Source organism: Legionella sp. 27cVA30, from assembly GCF_024160945.1.
Classification (GTDB): Bacteria; Pseudomonadota; Gammaproteobacteria; order Legionellales; family Legionellaceae; genus Legionella_A; species Legionella_A septentrionalis.
Genome location: NZ_JAMYXK010000001.1, coordinates 740,430 through 758,929 on the forward strand (window position 1 = coordinate 740,430; position 18,500 = coordinate 758,929).

Sequence of the window (18,500 nt, forward strand, 5' to 3'; positions counted from 1 at the left end):
CTTGACTGATAAATCTTGCGTGCATTTTACCAAAATAATCCTATTTTTTATACAAACTTTACTAAAAGTTTACCAACTCGAATAGATTAAATTTTTACTGCAGAAATTAAAAAAGCTTGCCCATATTCTTCTTCACACCACCATGGATTATGCCCAAAGCGTAGGCGTCTTTCTGCTAAAAGCTGCGTGAAATAATGCACCAAGCGTTCCTCCGCTTCCGGTGGGTTTAATGTAAACGGAAAGGTCGTTGAAGGGGAAAGCATGGGCAAGGGATATACGCCTGCACCATGGATTGCGGTAAGAGGCAAATCTTTCAAAATTTCCAAATACACGCTAATTCCCGTGTTGCTGCGGTAAATTTCCGGTTTCGTCTGAGGGGCAATGGTTTCTTGCTGCATTAATAATTGATAGTAAGAAGCCAAAATATCATTAACCCATTCTTGTTGTGCCTGAACTTTGGCTTTTTTATCAGGAACCACATAAGCCAGTAACAAACCGCCTGGACTTAAAAGGCGAACCTGTTCGGCTAATGCTTTTTCAAGTTCCGGGATATGCTCCATTAAACCAATCGAGACACAAACATCGTAGCTTTCATCAGGAAGGTTGGTCCCTACAGCATCTCCTACCAAATAAGTGGCAGGAAGACCAAATTGTGAAAACGCTTTTTTTGCCTGTGCAAGTGCTGTTTTTGAAGTATCCAACAAAGTACAATCCCAGCCCGCATCCGCAAAATACATGGAAATGGTCCCTCGTCCTGCGCCAAGTTCAATACAACGTTTGCCTCGCACAGGAGATTGGCCAATTAGTTCTTGAAATAATAACCAATGCTGCCTGAAAGCAAGTTGAATTTGGGTTTTGGGAGCGCCTCTGGTCCAATGCAAATAGAGCGTTTCATGCTCGGCGCGCTGTTCCCATGCTTGTTCAAACTGTTCTTTGCTTTGCGAATGAATACACACGACTAATCCTTGTTTAAATGAGTAATAACTTGCCGGGCAATGAATTGTTCTGTTTTATCCCAAGCTTCCCAGGCTGCCCCGCCAATGTGAGGAGAAATAATAACCCGCGGCGATTGCTGCGCAAATTGCCAGAGAGTATTGCATTCTGGGAAAGCAGCATGATGTTCATTTGCCAACACATCGACCGCAACACAAGCAAGATGCCTGTTTATTAACGCCTGCACAACAGCTTGCTCGTCTAAAACAGCCCCACGGGACGTATTGATTAAAACCGCGCCCGGTTTCAATCGTTCCAGGAAGGACGTATTTATATATTTTTCTGTTTGTGCATTAAGTGGCACATGAATTGTTAGGATATCGCATATAGAAAGCATGCTATCCAATTCATCATGCCAGTTTACATATTTAATTTTTCGAGCGGCCACATCGGAATCAAATCCATGGACATGCATTGAAAAAGCCTCGGCATAGCGTGCGATTTTTCGCCAATCCTTCCAACTCCAATAATACCAATATGCTTGGCCGCCAATTCCCGTCCAATAAAATTTTCGCGCTTCCATTCTTTATTTTTTACAGCGTCAATCGCTTGCGGCAGATGACGCATTGCAGCCAATAACAATCCCCAGGTAAGTTCGGCTGTGGCGTGAATACTTCGTAAAAACTCTTTATTTTCCTTTAGTGAAATTAATTGAATGCCTAAGTCTTTTACGTGTTCAACATCAATATGGTCGAGACCTGTGGTATTTGTGGCAATTACCCGCAGTTTTTTAGCTTTTGCTAAAATTTCACTGTTCAACTTCAGCCACAGTCATATCCTCTATACTTTCAAGTACTTGCGAAAAACGCTGCAACGTGCCCGCAACTGTAGCAGTAGTAAATGCCGGAAACTTTTGCATTTTATAATCTTGCCTGGTTCCATAAGATGCCTCTAGCCAATAGTGAGAATTTTCAGTGTGATGGGTATTTATTTCTGATAAACAAAGCATGTGTCTCACAGCAAACGTTACTTTTTTTATAGGAGGAGTTAACGTGTTGAAATGATTGGCGATGCGAACCGCAGCCATATTCTCGCTTAAATTTGCCATATATTCTTCGGCCAGTTTGTTCCTTTTTTCCCTATCATTGACTGGAGGAGCATTTACTATTGCCTCCATTAGCTCATCTTCTGTTTTTATCCTTGTGCTTAACAAAGCAGGTAATTCTGCATCCTGGCTCGTGTCTTCATAAGGCTCATACGAGTAAACAGGCTTACCCAAAAGGAATGCCTCAATTCCAGTAGTACAGCTATTATGGATAACCTGCTGTGCTGCGGCCAGCCATTGGTTAGAAGCACCATGCATCGCAACATGTATGTTGGCAGCATTGGCATAGCGTTGCACATAAGGGAACCAATTTTCGGCAGGAGGCAAATTCAATCGATCATTGCAACACCTCGCTCAATTTATCCGCCGGAGCTAGAAAGTTCAATGTTTTCCGCGGTCTTTCATTTAATTCTCTGGCAATTTTATCCAAATCAAATTGAGAGTGAACACTAAGATCTGTTTTTTTAGGCATGTATTGCCTCAGCAAACGATTGGTATTTTCATTGGTTAAGCTGTCTTCCAATTTCACTCAGCGATCTGCCTTCAGACCACAACGACCATATTGCATTTTGTTGGTGTTCTGTAAAATTCCGTTTTGACAAATTATATATCATCATTACTCCTGAAAAGTTAACTATAACAAATCAGGTGTTGCAATGATCGATTGAATTTGCCGGATGCGGCTTAATAACAATTTTTTGCGAAGAAAATTCTTTAGCTAGCCGATCAATTAAATGCAAGGTTTTATGGTACATAAATTCCTGCTGCTTTACGGAGGCTCGGAATTTCTCATCTTCAGCAGGCGTTTTAATAATTCCCCACGCACCTTTTGCTTTTTGATAGAAAATCTCCCGGCCGATGAAAGGATTGTAGCGTCCGAATTTTGTATTAATTAGTATAAATTCACCCAGTTTATTTTTTAACCAGGTGGATGAGTCCTTATAGCAATTTTGCATGTCCTTTCTTAATAAATCTATCCTCGGATTTCCCGTGATTGTATGTGGATAGTCAATATTTAAAGCTGTGGTAACATCCCCATATTGTTGATTGCCCCAAAAAAAGAATGCATCAGCAGCCATGAAATTAGCCGGGCAAATTTTCCGACGGATATAAGTTTGCGGATCAAGATAGACTAATCCTTCTTCACAGTGGGCCGTGAAATAATCACCCCGACTTTGAGCCTCCATAAGATATTTTTTCATTCCTGCTGCAATGCTTTTGTCGTATTGAATTCCTGAGACAGACGTGGCAATTGCTGAGCGCACCAAATTTTCCTGGCCAATTAGTACGCCCCAACCCTTCCTTGCCAACACATGAGTTAAAAAAAGTTTCGCTTCCAATTCGCGTGCAGCAATTTCGACAGGAATTTTGACCCAGGGCCGGGGTGAAATATTTAGTTTCATAGGTGATATCTTAATTTGAAAGCCTAATGTATTCTTGCACGGCTTTTTAATAAAATAAAAGAATTAACAAGAGCTTATTTATATTCTCATCAACCGCCAATTTAAAATAAAAATGAATGACCTAATCCAGCAATTTAATCATATTACCGACCATTTTTTTTCGCAGGTAAGCACGTGCAAGATAAATTATGGCGAATTCATTTCTTTTACCACAGGCGTGCAAGCTTCGGGATTAAATCCTGTATTTGTAAGAAATATCAGCAGCCGTTTTTTAGATATTTTAAAAAGTTGTGAAATCTACTATATGCAAAAAGGCTTGCCCTGGGCACTTTTGCTTCCTGAGTCTTTATCATCGCCTGAGTTGAAGAATAGTCTGAAACACCATGGTTTTTCCTTAGTTGATAAAGGAATCGTCATGAGTTGCGATTTAACGGGATTAACCCTAAAAACCCCTTCGCCTCCATTGCACATGACAAACATGGAAAAACGGCTGGAGGAATGGGGGCTTCCCATTTTGGAGGGATTTGCATCCACTGAAGACAATATGAAGCTATACATTAAACGCCACCTTACAGCCACGCAACGCTCCAAAGGTATTTGGCATTTTTCTGCTTTTATTAATGGACAAATTGTTAGTTCACTGACATTAACTGCAACAGATGAGCATGCACGCCTAGATGATGTAGCAACCATTCCTTACTACCAAAAGCGTGGATACGCAAGCGGGCTAATCACCCTGGCCTTGCAGCATGCGCATGACATGGGTGTTAAAACCTGCTTTCTTGAAGCGTCTCTGGCAGGCTATGGTTTATACAAACGCCTGGGGTTTAAAGAAATTTTTAATAATTACTATTACGAAAAATGAGTTGCGTCCAGGCGAAGCATTCTCGCCCGGACGATGCTCATCACACGTAAGCTTCGCTATACGCCGCCTCGTGTTAAAAGCAAAATAATTAAAATAAGAAGAATTAAGCCTACTGCGCCGCTGGGATAATATCCCCACCCGCTGCTGTATGGCCAGGTTGGCAGTACTGCAACTAAAATAAGGATTAACAAAATAAGCCCGATTGTGCTCATGATTAATTCCTTTTACTTGGTGAAATCCAATTTTACGTTGAATCTTTCAACGTAGCCCAAATTAATTATGGCAAATAAAGAGTAAAACGCCCAGTTACTTTAGCTCGGCTTCTCATAAACATGCAAGTATTATTTCACCCGTCATCCAGACGTTTTTTATGGTAAAACATGCCTGGCTATATTTAAATTGACTTGATAAATCAAATGGTTATGAATATATTGATCGGGAAATACTCATCGTTGCGACGAATTTTAACAGGCTGAAACATGTTTGACCTAAGTGCAGATATATTGCTCGCCTTGCTGAATAAGCCTGTAATAATAATTATTACTATTCTAGGCGCTTTTTTACTTGGACAGAGACTTATACTGCAAACCCTTTGCCTTATTGCCTTTGGAGTCATTTTAAACGTCGCGCTAAAAGGAACTTTTCAAATACCTCATTCGCCGGAACTTAGCACCACGTATGTTTTTCCCAGTGGGCATATGCAAGTGGGCACCATGTTTTATTTGTGGTGGGCTCTTTATGTTTCCTGGCTTACAAGGAGTGTAATTTTCCTAATCCTCCTCGGCATCGGGCTTTCTTTAATACATTATCATTTTCATACTTTAGTCGACGTGGCCGGCGGTTTTTTCTTTGGCATGCTTGCTATGGGATTATATCGATATATCTTACTAAAAAATTTCACCTATTTTCCTTGGTGTTTTTGGATTCTTGCATCCCTTTTGATGCTTTATAACACACTGGTTTATCACGCAGCCCCACCCCACGCTTGGATGGCTTATTATTATTTATCGATCCTTATATTTATCGAAAGAATGCTGTCCTGGAATGGGCGTTTTTTTTCTGGCTGGCAGCCAGTGCTTTCTAATCCCTATCAACGTACAGCAAGCCGTTCATCTCCAAAGTCCGCCTAAGCATTGATAATATCTGGCCAGTGAAAAGCCTAACTTTGAACTAATATTATGAAAAGGAATAGAGGAACTACTTTATGCCGATCCAAAGACAATTCGTCATTGGTTGTATCGTAGGGACAAGACCAGAACTTATTAAAATGGCTCCGATTATTTTTAAATTAAAAGCATCGGCATGGGCTAAAGTACTTTTCATCAATACCGCGCAACACCGAAGTTTATTAGATGACATGCTTACGCTTTTTGATCTTGCTCCCGATGTGGATTTAGACGTCATGACGGTTGATCAATCATTAGGAGGATTAACTGCATCCTTGTGTAAGAAGCTTGAGAATTTAGTAAACAACCAGTATTTTGATGCACTTCTTGCAGCAGGAGATACTACTACCGTATTTGTTTCATCATTAATTGCATTTTATCATCACATCCCTTTTGGTCATATTGAAGCTGGATTAAGAACTTATAATTCCAAAGAGCCATTCCCGGAAGAAATAAACCGCATTCTCACTGCTCCTTTAGCGGTATGGCATTTTGCTCCCACTGAATTGGAAAAGGTTAATCTTTTGCGTGAAAATATAGCTTCCGCCAAAATTGTTGTTACTGGGAATCCAGTGATTGACTCCCTTTATTGGGTTCTTAAGCATAAACCCGCAGATGATTTATATACCCACTGGCACAATATTGTTCTGGTTACCGCTCATCGCCGGGAGAATTTTGGCGAACCAATAAAAAATATCTGCCAGGCCGTGATTAAATTGTCCAAACAATTTCCTCATGTTCATTTTTTATTTCCTGTGCACCCCAACCCCAATGTCCAAAAAGACATTCATGCAATGCTTAATAAAAAACCAGGAATCCATCTTCTGCCTCCCTTAAGATATGATGAATTTGCTCATCTGATGAACCGTTGTTTATTAGTGTTAACTGATTCGGGAGGAATCCAGGAAGAAGCGCCTGCTTTAAATAAACCAGTTGTCATATTAAGAAAAATAACAGAGCGCCCAGCGGTGATTTCAGAGGGCGTCGGAGTACTCGTTGGAACTAAAACGCAGCAAATAGTAAGCAAGGTGAGCGAGTTGTTAAGCAGTGAAGCGGCCTACTCTAAAATGACACCAGGCAAATCCCCATATGGCGATGGGCATGCTGCAGAACGAATAGTAAATTATGTAAAACAGCAACTTACTGCAATGCAACGCAAATAATTTATTCAATGTCATCAAGGAGTACAAATCGAGCCCGATGGGGGCTTATGCGGTTAATTATCCGCTCGATTAAGTGCTCGTTGGTCGGATCTTCTATACTGATTGTCAGCATATTTCTGATTTCATCAAATGCCAACACATTGGCATTATTTTTTTTCAACCAATCGAGTAATTTGGCAGGCAACGGCAGCTTTTTGATTTTTTTAGCCTCCACAAGGCAGCGCCTTGGTACAATTTTTAATTTATATTGTTCGGATAGTAAATGAATGAGTTCATGCTCGCTGATTAATTTTAAATCGCACAATGTCTTTCCTAAACGCTCTCCTGTTTTTTGTTGCTTAATGATGGCTTCATCCAACTGCTGTTTTGTAATCCTTTTATTTTTGAGCAATAGATCTCCCAATTTTTGTCGATAAGGCGTGAGAATATGGCTGCCTGGAAAATGATGCTCGGTTTTATCCCATGAGGGTTGTTTACTGCTTGTTGCCTGCGTTTTTGGCGTCGTGTAATACACCCGGTAAGCGCGCATTAAGGCATGAAGGTTCAGTATATTGCCGTAAAACGCTCTGGGGAAAGATAAAAGAGCGGGGATCCAGCCATACACTCGTCTCACGGCGATCATCCGCTGCAGCAAGCGCTCAACCATAATCAAGGTAACAATAACAATAAGCCACCACACCCAGGGATGTAAATTAAGTTGCTCTTGCAAGGAAGGATATTCCGGATTCAAGTAAGTCCAGAATGAATAAATTAACCAAAAAAGAAAAACAAAATAACCAAATCCGTTAATAAAATGTGTGATGAATGATTTCCTGTCGTGTGCAAGCGTAAATCTTATTATCCATTCATTAGGCCACTGAGTATGTCGCCACTCTTGGAAAACAATTCCAATAATCCAGCGTGCCTTTTGCCGTACCGCCTTCTTGTATTCCATAGGGAATAAAGCGCGAGTGGCAATGTATTCCTTGATGGGTTTTTGCACATAACCTTTGCGGAAGAATCCTCTGGGTACCCATTTCATACGTACTATGGTTTTAGTCACAAAAATTTGTTTTAAGTGACGGATACGGAGCGCCAGGGATGTGCGGTAGTCTTCTGTCAAGGAATCCGTCGCAAAAGGGACACCTGTTTTTGGATCTTCAAGGAGCTGAAGCGCATGCCGTGCAAATGCTGTGCCCACCCCAGCGGAAGGCACATGTCCATGAATACTCTCTCTCACGATGATATCTTTGGTGTGATTTTCTGAAAATTCATCTGCATAAAGCCAATGGGTAAAACGCCAGTAGTTAACTGCAAGAGGAAACACCGGAATTTGAATCATTTCCTTGCGAGGAATTAAATAATTATAGAGTTTAAATGATAACGGGTGGATGATGTCTTCTGAATCATGAAATACAAAAATATCAAACGGCTTATCTAATGTTTTTTCAAACTCGCGTACATATTCATAAATCGCATTTAAATTGGCTGCCTTATTGGTTGGCCCGGGTGATTTGCCGACTACACAGCGAACATGTTTTATTTGCTCGGCAACTTCCTGCACTTCACGGACTGTCTCTGCATCGTTAGGATAAACCCCGACAAAAAAATAATAATTTGTATAATCAATCGAGTAACAATTATGCCGCAACATCGTACCAATCACCCCAGCTTCATGCCAGCAAGGAACAAGTATGGCAATCATTTGTTCCTCTTTGCTAGCAAGCTGCTCATAAGTCAAGCGATTATAATGCCGCGTTGTCCATAAGCGGAATAAATATCTGATCCAGTAATAAGCATCAAAAAATAAATCATCTATGCCAGAAATAATAAACAAAACGGCTAATGCGATAAGAAAATACCACATTATGAAATAAATAATTAAAATCAAATCACCGGGCATTAGAGTTTTAGATAGAAAAGAAACTGGACAGTATTGTTAGTATAGTATTTACCATAAGGGTTAAAGGATCCTCCTGCGGGTAAATAAGCTCCCTTGATATGTTCAAAGCGGATTTCAACCCGATAGCGATTGGATGGGATAAAACCAATCCCTGGACCTATTTCGGCAATATTATTAAAAAACTCCCGCCGCGTATCTTCAATGATGCGACCCGTGAGATATAAATTAACCATACTGCTATGGTACTGCATAAGACGTATCCCCTGATGGGTTCTAAGCGTACCAATCACATTATTGTCATAGCGTGAAAAATAAATTAAATCGCCATACCATGTACTGTAATAATCAGCACTTATTTTAACCCGATCATAGTAAGCAGGCTTGGCGCCAAATTCATTGTAATACATCAGCCCGCCCCGCAAATCACCACGCCACCGCTCCCTGTTACGGTAAATCAAATCATAAGCGGCCCCTGCTTCCGCAAATGCTATTAAAGGGAAATTGGGAATTGGAGTAATTTGCACCCCGCCACCCATAATACGGACATTATCTTCATAAATTTGCGGTAATTGCCCTGAATTGGTTGATTTATTATCTTCGGTTTGCCGAAATACCAGATATGCTTTCGTCTGCAGTAAACTGGCTGTTTCAATACCCAAACGGGCGTATAGCGGAGTCACCGTCAAGCCAAACCTGCTTTGCGAAAAAGGATCGAAAAATATTTCGCCGAAATAAGGTTCAGGCAATGCTTTTGTTTGTAAACCAGCCAGATTGGTTAGCGAATTTTGGGCACGCAATTCCAATTCCTTGTCTTTGCTGGAAGTGGCTAGATAGAAATAGTGGTAAGCCAGGTATTTATTAGAGGTTTCATCATATAAATACCCAAGTTGCATGGCTATATCCGCTGCAAATGTTAAATTATACGCTTGGGTAAAATAAACAATTGCTTCTTGGCGATAGCCCTTATCAATTGCAAGAAAACCGCCTTCTTTTAACGCAGTAATATTATTTGGATACTGGTTAATGATTTTTTGAATAAGCAACCAGGCTAATTCTTTATTTTTCTTCTTAAGAAGATAAAACTGATCCAACCATACTTGTTCTTCGGAGAGAGATTTTCTTGGGATAGGTAATTGCAACAAAGGTTCTTGTTGTTTAAACCGGACCAATTCATAGCCTCTTAAGGCTGCTTTTTTTATTTGGGGATCATTGGCACGAGCGGCTAGCAAGAAAAATTGCGCAGCTTTTACCTCATCCTTCCCGTTTAAATAAAGGTAAGCGAGTTGCAATGCGAGCCGGGCTGAAGGTTGTTTATTATAAGCTTGTAAAAAATAAGGAATTGCCGCAGTCTCTTCGCCATTTTCCAGTAAAATATAGCCCATTTCTTCCTGGATTAATGGATTCTTTGGATCCATCAAAGCCAGTAAGCTTAATAATTCTCTCGCCTGTTCGCGATGCTCTGTTTTTATTTTATAAAAATAATCCAGCCAAATTTGCCTGACCGATAGAAACGTTGCTGGTTGTACCTCTTTCAATTCAGCAGCAGCATTCATTCTATAGTTGGGTAGCGCAGATGCCATTTTATACAACATCTTAAGGGCATCTTCTCTTATGCCGGGGAATTGTTCTTCTTTAAGTTGTTCAAAAAGGATATGTGCTTTTTGCCACTCGCCACCAGCATAATACATGTGTGCCAGCTGCATGGTTTGATGAAAATTATCGGGCTCTAACTCATGTAATCGCCGCAATAAAGGAAGGGCCGATTTATAATTATTTTCTTTTAAATAAAGTTGGCTCAGTTCATTCAGTGCAGGTAAATAATCTTTATCTTGGCGCAATATGATCATTAAGGCTGTCTTGGCCGCCTCAGGGTTGGATTCCTTTAATAAATAGTAGCGGTTCATCAATACAATGGGATCCCGCTGCAGATGTTTCGCTTGTTTAAAAGCAAAAAATACTAATACTAGGAAACCAAGTAATAAGACAATAATAAAAAAAATAATCTTGCTGCTTTTAAACATTAAGTACCTGTAATCCCTCTGCCAGGCATGTAGCCCATTCCTTTATAAACACATACAAGATACTGCTTTGTTAGGCTACATTTATTATTCTGCGCTAGTCAATCATTATTCTTGCTCAGGCAATGCTCTTGCTTGCTGAGGATAAATAGTGCGCGCGCAATGGCAGCGTCGTGCATAATACGAGCGTGCGCTTAAAGTATATGATTTAAAACTGCTGCCTCTGAATACATGTCGGTCAGGCTGGTAATGTTCATAGACCGCACTCACCCAGCCACCTGCTAGGCGAATGCATTAAAAGTCATTCAGGATTTGTAAGAAGAGCTAAACCACTTGTCCAGCAGCCCATCCAGATGACCAAGCCCATTGAAAATTATATCCCCCGAGCCAGCCTGTTACATCTACGGCTTCCCCAATAAAATAAAGACCAGGTATTTCTTTAACTTCCATGGTCTTGGAAGATAAGAGATCACAATCCACGCCTCCCAAAGTGACTTCGGCCGTGCGATACCCTTCCGTACCATTAGGTCTAATTTTCCAATTGCTCAAGCTCTTGGCAACCGCTTCAACCTGGGAGTTTGAAATATCGGCCAGCTTCTTTTCCAGTATGTCTTTAGGAATGAACACATCAATCAAACGCTTGGGTAAATAGGCAGTCAAAATTGAGCTTAGTAATTTGTTGGGCATTTCCTGACGAGTTTTTTTTAATAAGCTAACTAAATCGCAACCCGGCAATAAGTTAATGGAAATAAATTCCCCCGCATGCCAATAAGAAGAGATCTGCAAGATTGCCGGGCCGCTTAATCCTCTGTGCGTGAATAATAAGTGTTCGCGAAACTCCATGCACTCATTACTTACCAAACTATCTACGCCGATACCAGAAAGTACGGCAAAACGCTCTTTATCCAACGTATCCAAAGTAAGAGGAACAAGAGCTGCGCGTGTGGGCCAGACTTTAAGGCCAAACTGTTCGGCGATCTGATAAGCAAAGGGGCTCGCACCCATGGTGGGAATGGACAATCCGCCGGTAGCTATTACCAGAGCGCGCGTTTGAAATTGACCCATTGAAGTATGCAGTTTAAAGTTGCCCTGCTCTGAGCGGGCAACTTTATTAATCGCACAATTTAAATGAATTTTTGCACCGGCTTTATTATTTTCTGCCAGTAATAAATCGACAATATCTTTGGATTTATTGTCACAAAATAATTGCCCCAGGGTTTTTTCATGAAATGGGATTTTATATGTCCTGACCAACTCAATAAAATCCCACTGGGTATAACGCGACAGGGCAGATTTACAAAAATGCGGATTATGCGACAAATAACAGGAGGGGTTAATATGGTAATTTGTAAAATTGCAACGGCCCCCGCCAGACATTAAAATTTTTTTACCCACTTTATTGGCATGATCGAGGACAACTACTTTCTGCCTTCTTTTCCCCGCTTCAATAGCGCACATCAAACCGGCAGCACCGGCCCCGATTATCACAACGTCAACTTCTTGCATGCAAATTCACAAAACAAATCAATCAAGCAACATTTTAATTAATTTTTGAGTGGATGTATCCTTTTAAAGCTACAAGCAACAACCAATATGCGATATGGAACCGCTGCATTAACTACATTCAATAGAAACTTATAAGAAAAGCTGATTTTATGCTTGATTGCATTGATCATTCTTATTTGAATTATTTTGCTCAATGCTTGCAGCAACTCCATCCCGTGCGGCATCATCCTTGAAGAAAGAAAAATCAGAAGCTCCTGCCTTTCCATTTTTATCAAGCTTGCCCAAGTATTTTTTAACCTGTTGAGCAGGAGTAAGCCTTGCGGCAAAAAAGTCAAAATAGTCAGCCAAAATATAATTTATGGCTTCGATAATTTTTCTAATGATTCCAACCGACAAGACAATTTTAGTTTCGGGTTTAGCATACTCTTCCCTAAATTTTATCAAGATTTTGTCTGCAGAAGTCTTGGCCTCTTCCGTCTTTATAATTTCCTGTAATTTCTGTATGGATTTGTAAGCGTCAATTGCTGAAACCAAGACAGGAGAAGGATTCTCACTTAAAGCAATGCTCGCGTAATCGATAGATTGCCGAGCAGTAGGCATTAAATCTCCTTCCTGCTCCTCACCACCAGCATCCCCTATTTCCTGCCTGATTACCGTCGTCAGGGTATCTCTGGCAGCAGCTAATTTATCATTTATGAAATCAAGGTGAGTTTTTGCGCTTTGTTCACGGTATCTAAAATAGCGCGTTAATTCTTCGGGTAAAGAAGTGCTTAATTTGCTTTCAGACAGTTGCAGAGCATCCACACAGATTTTTAATCCATCGTCATCAAGACTTTTGATGTGCTGAATTGCAGTTGCCGTGTCGATATTTGCTCCCAACCTTTTTACAGCTGCTATTAACCGCCCTTCTGCTATGTGCCGCGCAGCTCTTTCTGGAGTAGTTTTTTCACAATGAACACCTTGCTGGGTTAACTCATCAAGCAAAAAACGAACATTTGCGTCTTCCCAAGGAATGCCTGATGTCAGTTCTTTCGCAGCAGAATTAGCATGATGAATCAATACAGTTTGCTCTTTATTATGATTCATGGCTAACTGTTCCATGGTACTAAGCCCGCCGCCGCGAATGATAACCATATTGCTGCGGGTCATCAGCGATGCTATCTGCTCATCGCCCTGATTACCAAGAGAGATTATCCGATCTTTGTATTCGCAGTGTCTTTCAATTAATTTCTCAATTTTTCCCTTCAGGAAACGGTTGCTTAGACCCCCAAAAATAAACACCTTGTCCATTCCATTTACAAGCAATGTTTCTATGTATTCATACGTATCATTACCAGCTTGGCTACCCAGCATGATTGAGGCGATTTGCTCATGAGGTTTAATGTTAACCGTATAGAACCCTTCTGCATCCGCCAGCTGCAGGATAACCTCTTGATGAAAGCAAGCACTATTATCCAATACCGGATTGCAAAATCCCTCTCTTACCATTGGATTTTCTTTGATGGGTATATTGCATAAAGAAGAAAAATGATTTTCCCCAGGAAAAAAATGCTGGATGATTTCATTGCTCATCCCCACACCATAAAGCTTCATTTGACTCTGTTGCTCTGGTGTTAACATTGCCAGCGCATTGAAGAAATGCACCGCACCCGCTGTAGGTATATCAGTCAAGTATTGATGAATACACATGTCAGGGGCATTTTGTTGCTCGTCAGAAATCCATTTATTGTAGTCTTTAACCGCATCACATAAGGCCGGTAATGCCATAGCTTGCGTGCTTATTACTTCTGTATAAGGAACACCCTGCTGAGCGGCTGTTTTTAGGGTGGTGAGATAATGATTATAAGTGACTGCATAATTATCGGCATCACTCATTTTTTGCAAAGCAATTAATTTGGCAAGTTGTTCAGTTTTATCGTTTCGCTGCAGTACATTCCACGCTGCAGCACTTTCGTAGCCTGCAGGATAAACATCCAATAACATATCAACATATTTACGCTTTTTAGTTTTTTCTTCTTTTAAAGATAAGGAATTTATTTCATCACTTAAGGCATTCTTATCAGGTAAAACCGGAAGGGGAGACAATGAAACAATCCCCCTAGCAAAGATCCCAACTACTGGTGCATGCATGACACCAACAGCGTGCGTAATTTTATTTCGCATAGGCGATGTGTTTTTATTCGCATAAGAAACCACGTCATATTCGGGAAAGACAATATCATTGCCGAATTTTTTTTTAAAATAGCTGTACAATCCTTGAATAGCTGCAACGTGGCCGCCTCCGCCACTGCATCCAATCATTAAGGGTTTTCTTTTTGTACTTACCCTGTGGTTTCCATCATAAGCGCCTAAAACAAACCTACTCAATTTATTTTTCTGATGTATGAACAATTTGAATAATTATATCAAATAAATTGCCAGAAGAACATTTTTTTATCAGACTGGATTAAGGAGAATCGATTGGAGCTAGATTGTTTATAAAGCTAACTCTCTTCATAATCCAGCGTTAACGACGCTCCATGGCAATATAAGTCATTTAGTTAATTAATTTTTATTGAAATAGATAATAAATTTTTCATAAAGCTATTTCTTCACAGGCAATAAACATAAATATTCTGGTGCAAAATCACTTCGAATACTGCAACTCTATATGAGAAGAAGCTTGAAAGCGCCAAACCAAAAGATAAAAGCAAAGACACATGCAAGCGCTGGCACAAACAAGAATAAAAAGCATGGCATGTTCTGTATATGGATGCAGCGCTCTTAAAAGCAACCCGCAAAAACTACCAAAGAGCATTTGAATAAAAAAGAATAATCCTGAAGCAGCACCGGTATTTTTTTCAAATGGCTGCATAACCGAAGCTTGAGTGCAAGGAATAATCACTCCGACACCGACCATAATTAATAACATGGGAACCACAATGAGCATCCAATTTAACTGCATGAGATGAGTCAGTGCCCACATCAATAATGCTCCGGTCAGACAACAAAAAATAGCCATGAAAATGGTTTTATCCCAACCAAATTGAGTCGCATATCGTTTTGTCAATCGCGTACCAACCAGATATCCAAAAACGGTGAGGGCATAAAATCCGCTGAATGCCATGGGAGAAAAACCCAGTTTTTCCTGAAATAAAAAGGGAGAGTCAAGGGTAAATACAAAATAGCAACACCAAGCCATGCTAATGGTTAAACTGTAAGCAACAAACAAACGCTGGCTTAAAAATTTTTTATAATTGCCAAATAATGTTTTCAGGCTAAATGGTTGCGATGCATGCGGCGCCACAGTAGGTATCTGCTTATATGTGACTGCAGCCAATAAGCACGCGAACAGCGTCAATAGATAAAAAATAATTTGCCAACCACCTCCCTTTTGCAGCAGAGCGCCTAAAATAGGGAAAAACAAGGGAGCTACAGCCATTGCAGCCGACAAATTAGCAATTATACGTATTTGTTCATCGCGGCTATAGGTTTCTTTGACCATTAATCTGGCTATAACAGTTCCACTGCAACCCCCTATTGCTTGGAAAAAACGGGCGATGATAAAAAGCGTTAATGAAGTGGATATTGCGCAAATCAAAGTAGAAAAAACATAAAGTACCAAACCCCATAGCATGGTTTTTTTTCTGCCGAATACATCTGATAATGGCCCCATAATCAGCATGGAAATAGCATATCCGAACATAAATACGGTTAAAGTCATCTGCATGCTGTCATGACTTGCATTAAACTCACTGCCCATCTTAAGTAAAGAAGGTAAATATAAATCAATTGACAGGCGTGGCAGAACCACCAATCCAATCAGCAGCGGCATCAACCAGGCGATTTTCCTCATGATTTTCCTTAATAAAATGGGTTAAATGAACAGCAATGAGATGTGCCCTTTTGGCAATCATTTCCAAAGAACTGGTGTAGTAATAAACTCCGGAAGTATTATGGCCGAGTAACCTTATGCGATAATTTATTTTATTTTGTTTATCGATCACTGCTGCGGAATCGAAATCCACCTCTACTCCCCTGTATAAATTGGGTTTGGCCAAACCCTGGGCAATTAAATTGTGCATCAAACTATCGTTTTTTTAGCATCTCAGCTAAATATCCTCCAAAAAAGCTGCGTGATGTATAAAAATAATTATCACTTGGAAAAATTAAATTTTCCTGCTTGGCATGATTAAGCTTTTTTTTCATCCATTGGTAATATTCATCAATTTTATAAATGTTACTGGACATGGTATTCGCAGGCCTGTTTAAAATTAAATTATGCAAATCCATTTGATAAGCCAAGCCAGTGCCTAAAATTGAGGCAGGTTCGAAAATGGTTAAATTGATATTATTAATTTGTTTGATTTTACATTCTTGAATAAAAGAGCGTAGAAATACGACAGCCGAAGCACCACAACCGACTACTGCGAGAGTTTTTCTTTCTTCCATGAGATATCCTTATAGTAACTTGCCTTTTAAAAAGAATAAAGATAATAGAAATTAAGAAAGAGATTATGAAATGATTCCATTAGCTTGGACTTTCCCTGTTATCCTTATTATCCGCTGAAAATGGTAATAAGGATAACAAATGAAGTCAATAAGGACTGATAAATTATGTCAATGATTCAAGAAGTTACTACGGGTTTAGTTAGTATCCTTGTTAAGTTCTGCACGCACTTCATCCATATTGGCTTGTATGGCCTGCTCTACCAATTCCTTTAAAATAGAATCGCGCATGCTGCCGGGTTCAGAATAAATAACAATACCTTGTTTAAAAACGACCAGGTGTGGGATGGAGCGGATTTGAAAAATTTCTGCCAACTCGCCCTCCTCTTCAATATTTACCTTGGCAAAGACCACCTGATTTTCATATTGAGATGCAACGCGTTCATAAACTTTTGCAAATTCCCGGCAAGGTCCGCACCATTCTGCCCAGAAATCCAGAAAAACGATTTCATTTTCACTGATCAGTGCTTCAAATTGGGCGCTGCTTACCGATTGGACTGAGCCGCTTCCTGCCATGACGTCTCCTTAGTTTTGATAGCCGATAAAATTCTTTGAAAAATACTATCGACGCTTCCTGTACCTTCAACCCGATGAAATCTAGGGGCTTCTTTACTAGTTTTAGCCCACTCCCGGTAATAAGCAATCAACGGCTCGGTCTGTTCATGATAAACTTGCAGCCGCTTGCGAATAATCTCTTCCCGATCATCATCACGCTGTACTAAAGGTTCAGCCGTTATATCATCGAGCCCCTGTTGTTTTGGCGGATTATATTCGACGTGATAAACCCGGCCTGATGCAGGATGTGTACGTCTTCCGCAAATGCGTTTTACGATTTCTTCATCATCCACTGCAATTTCAATCACATGATCCAAATCGATATGAGCTTTTTTTAACGCTTCTGCCTGCACAATCGTCCGAGGAAATCCATCTAATAAAAATCCATTTTTGCAATCGGGTAAAGCCAAGCGCTCCTGCACCAACCGAATCATAATATCGTCTGAAACAAGTTGGCCTGCATCCATGATTTTTTTAACGCTTAAACCTATCTCGCTTCCCGCTGCCACTGCCGCACGCAACATATCCCCCGTGGATATTTGCGGAATGCTAAAATGTTTTATCAATCGCTCTGCCTGTGTACCTTTTCCAGCACCGGGACCGCCCAATAACATCAATCGCATTAATCCCATTCGTCAACTCCAATAGTAAGGTGTGCCTCAGTTTTACGAGGTATCATATCGTACCGTTTCAAATTACGGTTGTCACTTAGAAAGTCTCACCAAGGTTTATACCATGATTTTCCATGCAGGGATTTCTGGCATGATGCAAGCTGGGCTTGATAGATTTGTGCACGTGCCTTTACTTTGTGAGCCACTGCCACTAACCATTTTTTCTTCAGGTAAGTTTTACGTTGATACCCGCCCACTCCCTCATGATAAGCCAGGTAAAGATTATAAGGATCATCACGCCGGATCCCCGCTTTGCGATAAGCAAGGTTAGCATACCAACCGATAAAATCGACACCATCACCGAAATCATCACGTGCAGATAATAAACCCCCGTTTGCAGCTTTATAATTCGCCCAAGTGCTTTGCAAGGCTTGAGTATAGCCGTAGGCTGAAGAGGGTCGCGTCCATGGAATGACCCATAACAATTTTGTGCGGGGCGGGCGAGCCCTGCCATTAAATTTAGATTCTTGATGAATAATAGCCATTTGAATAGCAACTGGAACCCGCCAGCGGCGCTCCACATCTTTTGCATCAGCATACCAGCGAGGATATTGTTTAAAAATACGGCAAACGTTATTAACGTCTGCCGGAGGAGGCGTCACACATCCGGTTAATAACAGAAACCCTATTAAAGATAAACCAGCTTTAAAATACATAAACGTCTCCACCCCGAACACGAAACCGGCATAAAAATTTCGGAAAAAATAACACAGATAAAAGAGTTTACAAGACTTTATCATTTTAT

General features: G+C 40.4%; 18 protein-coding genes and 2 pseudogenes. 3 read left to right on the forward strand and 17 right to left on the reverse strand.

The features are described 5' to 3' along the window. Positions 1 to 86: 86 nt before the first annotated feature. The 5 genes and pseudogenes from NKV53_RS03330 to NKV53_RS03355 form a co-directional block, all read right to left on the reverse strand. Complete coding sequence (locus NKV53_RS03330; RefSeq protein ID WP_158615007.1) at positions 87 to 956, reverse strand: class I SAM-dependent methyltransferase; 870 nt, start codon at positions 954 to 956, stop codon at positions 87 to 89. A 2-nt stretch (positions 957 to 958) separates the two neighbouring features. Next, positions 959 to 1,752, reverse strand: a pseudogene (locus NKV53_RS11995) (NAD(P)-dependent oxidoreductase). Next, positions 1,742 to 2,371: a hypothetical protein gene (locus NKV53_RS03345; protein ID WP_126954973.1), complete on the reverse strand. Its 630-nt coding sequence runs from the start codon at positions 2,369 to 2,371 to the stop codon at positions 1,742 to 1,744. Before NKV53_RS03345 ends, NKV53_RS11995 begins: the two are co-directional and overlap by 11 nt. A gap of 4 nt (positions 2,372 to 2,375) precedes the next feature. Then, positions 2,376 to 2,546, reverse strand: a pseudogene (locus tag NKV53_RS03350) (transposase); the annotation flags it as partial. 136 nt (positions 2,547 to 2,682) lie between these two features. Continuing rightward, complete coding sequence (locus NKV53_RS03355) at positions 2,683 to 3,441, reverse strand: surface carbohydrate biosynthesis protein (protein WP_126954352.1); 759 nt, start codon at positions 3,439 to 3,441, stop codon at positions 2,683 to 2,685. A gap of 112 nt (positions 3,442 to 3,553) precedes the next feature. Here NKV53_RS03355 and NKV53_RS03360 point away from each other — a divergent pair, with 112 nt between their 5' ends. Further along, entirely contained in the window at positions 3,554 to 4,306 is a 753-nt protein-coding gene (locus NKV53_RS03360; RefSeq protein ID WP_126954351.1) for a GNAT family N-acetyltransferase, read from the forward strand. A gap of 56 nt (positions 4,307 to 4,362) precedes the next feature. Here NKV53_RS03360 and NKV53_RS03365 read toward each other — a convergent pair whose 3' ends face one another. Further along, on the reverse strand, positions 4,363 to 4,518 hold the full coding sequence (locus NKV53_RS03365) for a DUF3309 family protein (protein WP_126954350.1): 156 nt from the start codon (positions 4,516 to 4,518) through the stop codon (positions 4,363 to 4,365). 267 nt (positions 4,519 to 4,785) lie between these two features. Here NKV53_RS03365 and NKV53_RS03370 point away from each other — a divergent pair, with 267 nt between their 5' ends. After that, on the forward strand, positions 4,786 to 5,436 hold the full coding sequence (locus NKV53_RS03370) for a phosphatase PAP2 family protein (protein WP_126954349.1): 651 nt from the start codon (positions 4,786 to 4,788) through the stop codon (positions 5,434 to 5,436). Positions 5,437 to 5,510: 74 nt separating this feature from the next. Further along, entirely contained in the window at positions 5,511 to 6,635 is a 1,125-nt protein-coding gene (wecB, locus tag NKV53_RS03375) for a non-hydrolyzing UDP-N-acetylglucosamine 2-epimerase (protein WP_126954348.1), read from the forward strand. Position 6,636: 1 nt separating this feature from the next. On the opposite strand, the gene NKV53_RS03380 is transcribed toward wecB, so the two are convergent. From NKV53_RS03380 to NKV53_RS03430, 11 genes are all read right to left on the reverse strand, one after another. Continuing rightward, the gene (locus NKV53_RS03380) at positions 6,637 to 8,481 is read right to left on the reverse strand and encodes a glycosyl transferase family protein (RefSeq protein ID WP_158614991.1); all 1,845 of its coding nucleotides are present in this window, start codon (positions 8,479 to 8,481) and stop codon (positions 6,637 to 6,639) included. A gap of 35 nt (positions 8,482 to 8,516) precedes the next feature. Next, the gene (locus NKV53_RS03385; protein ID WP_126954346.1) at positions 8,517 to 10,538 is read right to left on the reverse strand and encodes a lipopolysaccharide assembly protein LapB; all 2,022 of its coding nucleotides are present in this window, start codon (positions 10,536 to 10,538) and stop codon (positions 8,517 to 8,519) included. Between the two features lie 105 nt (positions 10,539 to 10,643). Then, positions 10,644 to 10,805: a hypothetical protein gene (locus NKV53_RS03390; RefSeq protein WP_158616437.1), complete on the reverse strand. Its 162-nt coding sequence runs from the start codon at positions 10,803 to 10,805 to the stop codon at positions 10,644 to 10,646. 54 nt (positions 10,806 to 10,859) lie between these two features. Beyond that, the gene (locus NKV53_RS03395; protein WP_126954345.1) at positions 10,860 to 12,041 is read right to left on the reverse strand and encodes an NAD(P)/FAD-dependent oxidoreductase; all 1,182 of its coding nucleotides are present in this window, start codon (positions 12,039 to 12,041) and stop codon (positions 10,860 to 10,862) included. Between the two features lie 147 nt (positions 12,042 to 12,188). Continuing rightward, positions 12,189 to 14,342, reverse strand: coding sequence for a hypothetical protein (locus tag NKV53_RS03400; protein WP_126954344.1), 2,154 nt, complete (start codon positions 14,340 to 14,342; stop codon positions 12,189 to 12,191). A 325-nt stretch (positions 14,343 to 14,667) separates the two neighbouring features. Further along, positions 14,668 to 15,876, reverse strand: coding sequence for a multidrug effflux MFS transporter (locus tag NKV53_RS03405; protein ID WP_126954343.1), 1,209 nt, complete (start codon positions 15,874 to 15,876; stop codon positions 14,668 to 14,670). Continuing rightward, a complete protein-coding gene (locus tag NKV53_RS03410) occupies positions 15,809 to 16,105 on the reverse strand; it encodes a hypothetical protein (protein WP_126954342.1) in 297 nt (98 codons plus the stop codon). The genes NKV53_RS03405 and NKV53_RS03410 overlap by 68 nt, the downstream gene beginning before the upstream one ends. 4 nt (positions 16,106 to 16,109) lie before the next feature. Then, the gene (locus NKV53_RS03415) at positions 16,110 to 16,472 is read right to left on the reverse strand and encodes an FAD/NAD(P)-binding protein (protein WP_126954341.1); all 363 of its coding nucleotides are present in this window, start codon (positions 16,470 to 16,472) and stop codon (positions 16,110 to 16,112) included. Positions 16,473 to 16,667: 195 nt separating this feature from the next. Next, positions 16,668 to 17,045: a co-chaperone YbbN gene (locus NKV53_RS03420; protein ID WP_126954340.1), complete on the reverse strand. Its 378-nt coding sequence runs from the start codon at positions 17,043 to 17,045 to the stop codon at positions 16,668 to 16,670. After that, a complete protein-coding gene (adk, locus tag NKV53_RS03425) occupies positions 17,015 to 17,707 on the reverse strand; it encodes an adenylate kinase (RefSeq protein ID WP_126954355.1) in 693 nt (230 codons plus the stop codon). Before adk ends, NKV53_RS03420 begins: the two co-directional genes overlap by 31 nt. A gap of 95 nt (positions 17,708 to 17,802) precedes the next feature. Continuing rightward, positions 17,803 to 18,411 carry a hypothetical protein gene (locus NKV53_RS03430; protein WP_126954339.1) on the reverse strand — a complete coding sequence of 203 codons (609 nt, stop codon included), beginning with the start codon at positions 18,409 to 18,411 and terminating at the stop codon, positions 17,803 to 17,805. Positions 18,412 to 18,500: the final 89 nt, after the last annotated feature.

Excerpts from the sequence above, each read along its gene's own strand:
- NKV53_RS03355 (WP_126954352.1), bottom strand. The coding sequence starts at position 3,441 with ATGAAACTAAATATTTCACCCCGGCCCTGGGTCAAAATTCCTGTCGAA.
- NKV53_RS03360 (WP_126954351.1), top strand. The coding sequence starts at position 3,554 with ATGAATGACCTAATCCAGCAATTTAATCATATTACCGACCATTTTTTT.
- NKV53_RS03365 (WP_126954350.1), bottom strand. The coding sequence starts at position 4,518 with ATGAGCACAATCGGGCTTATTTTGTTAATCCTTATTTTAGTTGCAGTA.
- NKV53_RS03370 (WP_126954349.1), top strand. The coding sequence starts at position 4,786 with ATGTTTGACCTAAGTGCAGATATATTGCTCGCCTTGCTGAATAAGCCT.
- wecB (WP_126954348.1), top strand. The coding sequence starts at position 5,511 with ATGCCGATCCAAAGACAATTCGTCATTGGTTGTATCGTAGGGACAAGA.
- NKV53_RS03380 (WP_158614991.1), bottom strand. The coding sequence starts at position 8,481 with ATGTGGTATTTTCTTATCGCATTAGCCGTTTTGTTTATTATTTCTGGC.
- NKV53_RS03385 (WP_126954346.1), bottom strand. The coding sequence starts at position 10,538 with ATGTTTAAAAGCAGCAAGATTATTTTTTTTATTATTGTCTTATTACTT.
- NKV53_RS03395 (WP_126954345.1), bottom strand. The coding sequence starts at position 12,041 with ATGCAAGAAGTTGACGTTGTGATAATCGGGGCCGGTGCTGCCGGTTTG.
- NKV53_RS03400 (WP_126954344.1), bottom strand. The coding sequence starts at position 14,342 with ATGATTGGATGCAGTGGCGGAGGCGGCCACGTTGCAGCTATTCAAGGA.
- NKV53_RS03405 (WP_126954343.1), bottom strand. The coding sequence starts at position 15,876 with ATGAGGAAAATCGCCTGGTTGATGCCGCTGCTGATTGGATTGGTGGTT.
- NKV53_RS03410 (WP_126954342.1), bottom strand. The coding sequence starts at position 16,105 with ATGCACAATTTAATTGCCCAGGGTTTGGCCAAACCCAATTTATACAGG.
- NKV53_RS03415 (WP_126954341.1), bottom strand. The coding sequence starts at position 16,472 with ATGGAAGAAAGAAAAACTCTCGCAGTAGTCGGTTGTGGTGCTTCGGCT.
- NKV53_RS03420 (WP_126954340.1), bottom strand. The coding sequence starts at position 17,045 with ATGGCAGGAAGCGGCTCAGTCCAATCGGTAAGCAGCGCCCAATTTGAA.
- adk (WP_126954355.1), bottom strand. The coding sequence starts at position 17,707 with ATGCGATTGATGTTATTGGGCGGTCCCGGTGCTGGAAAAGGTACACAG.
- NKV53_RS03430 (WP_126954339.1), bottom strand. The coding sequence starts at position 18,411 with ATGTATTTTAAAGCTGGTTTATCTTTAATAGGGTTTCTGTTATTAACC.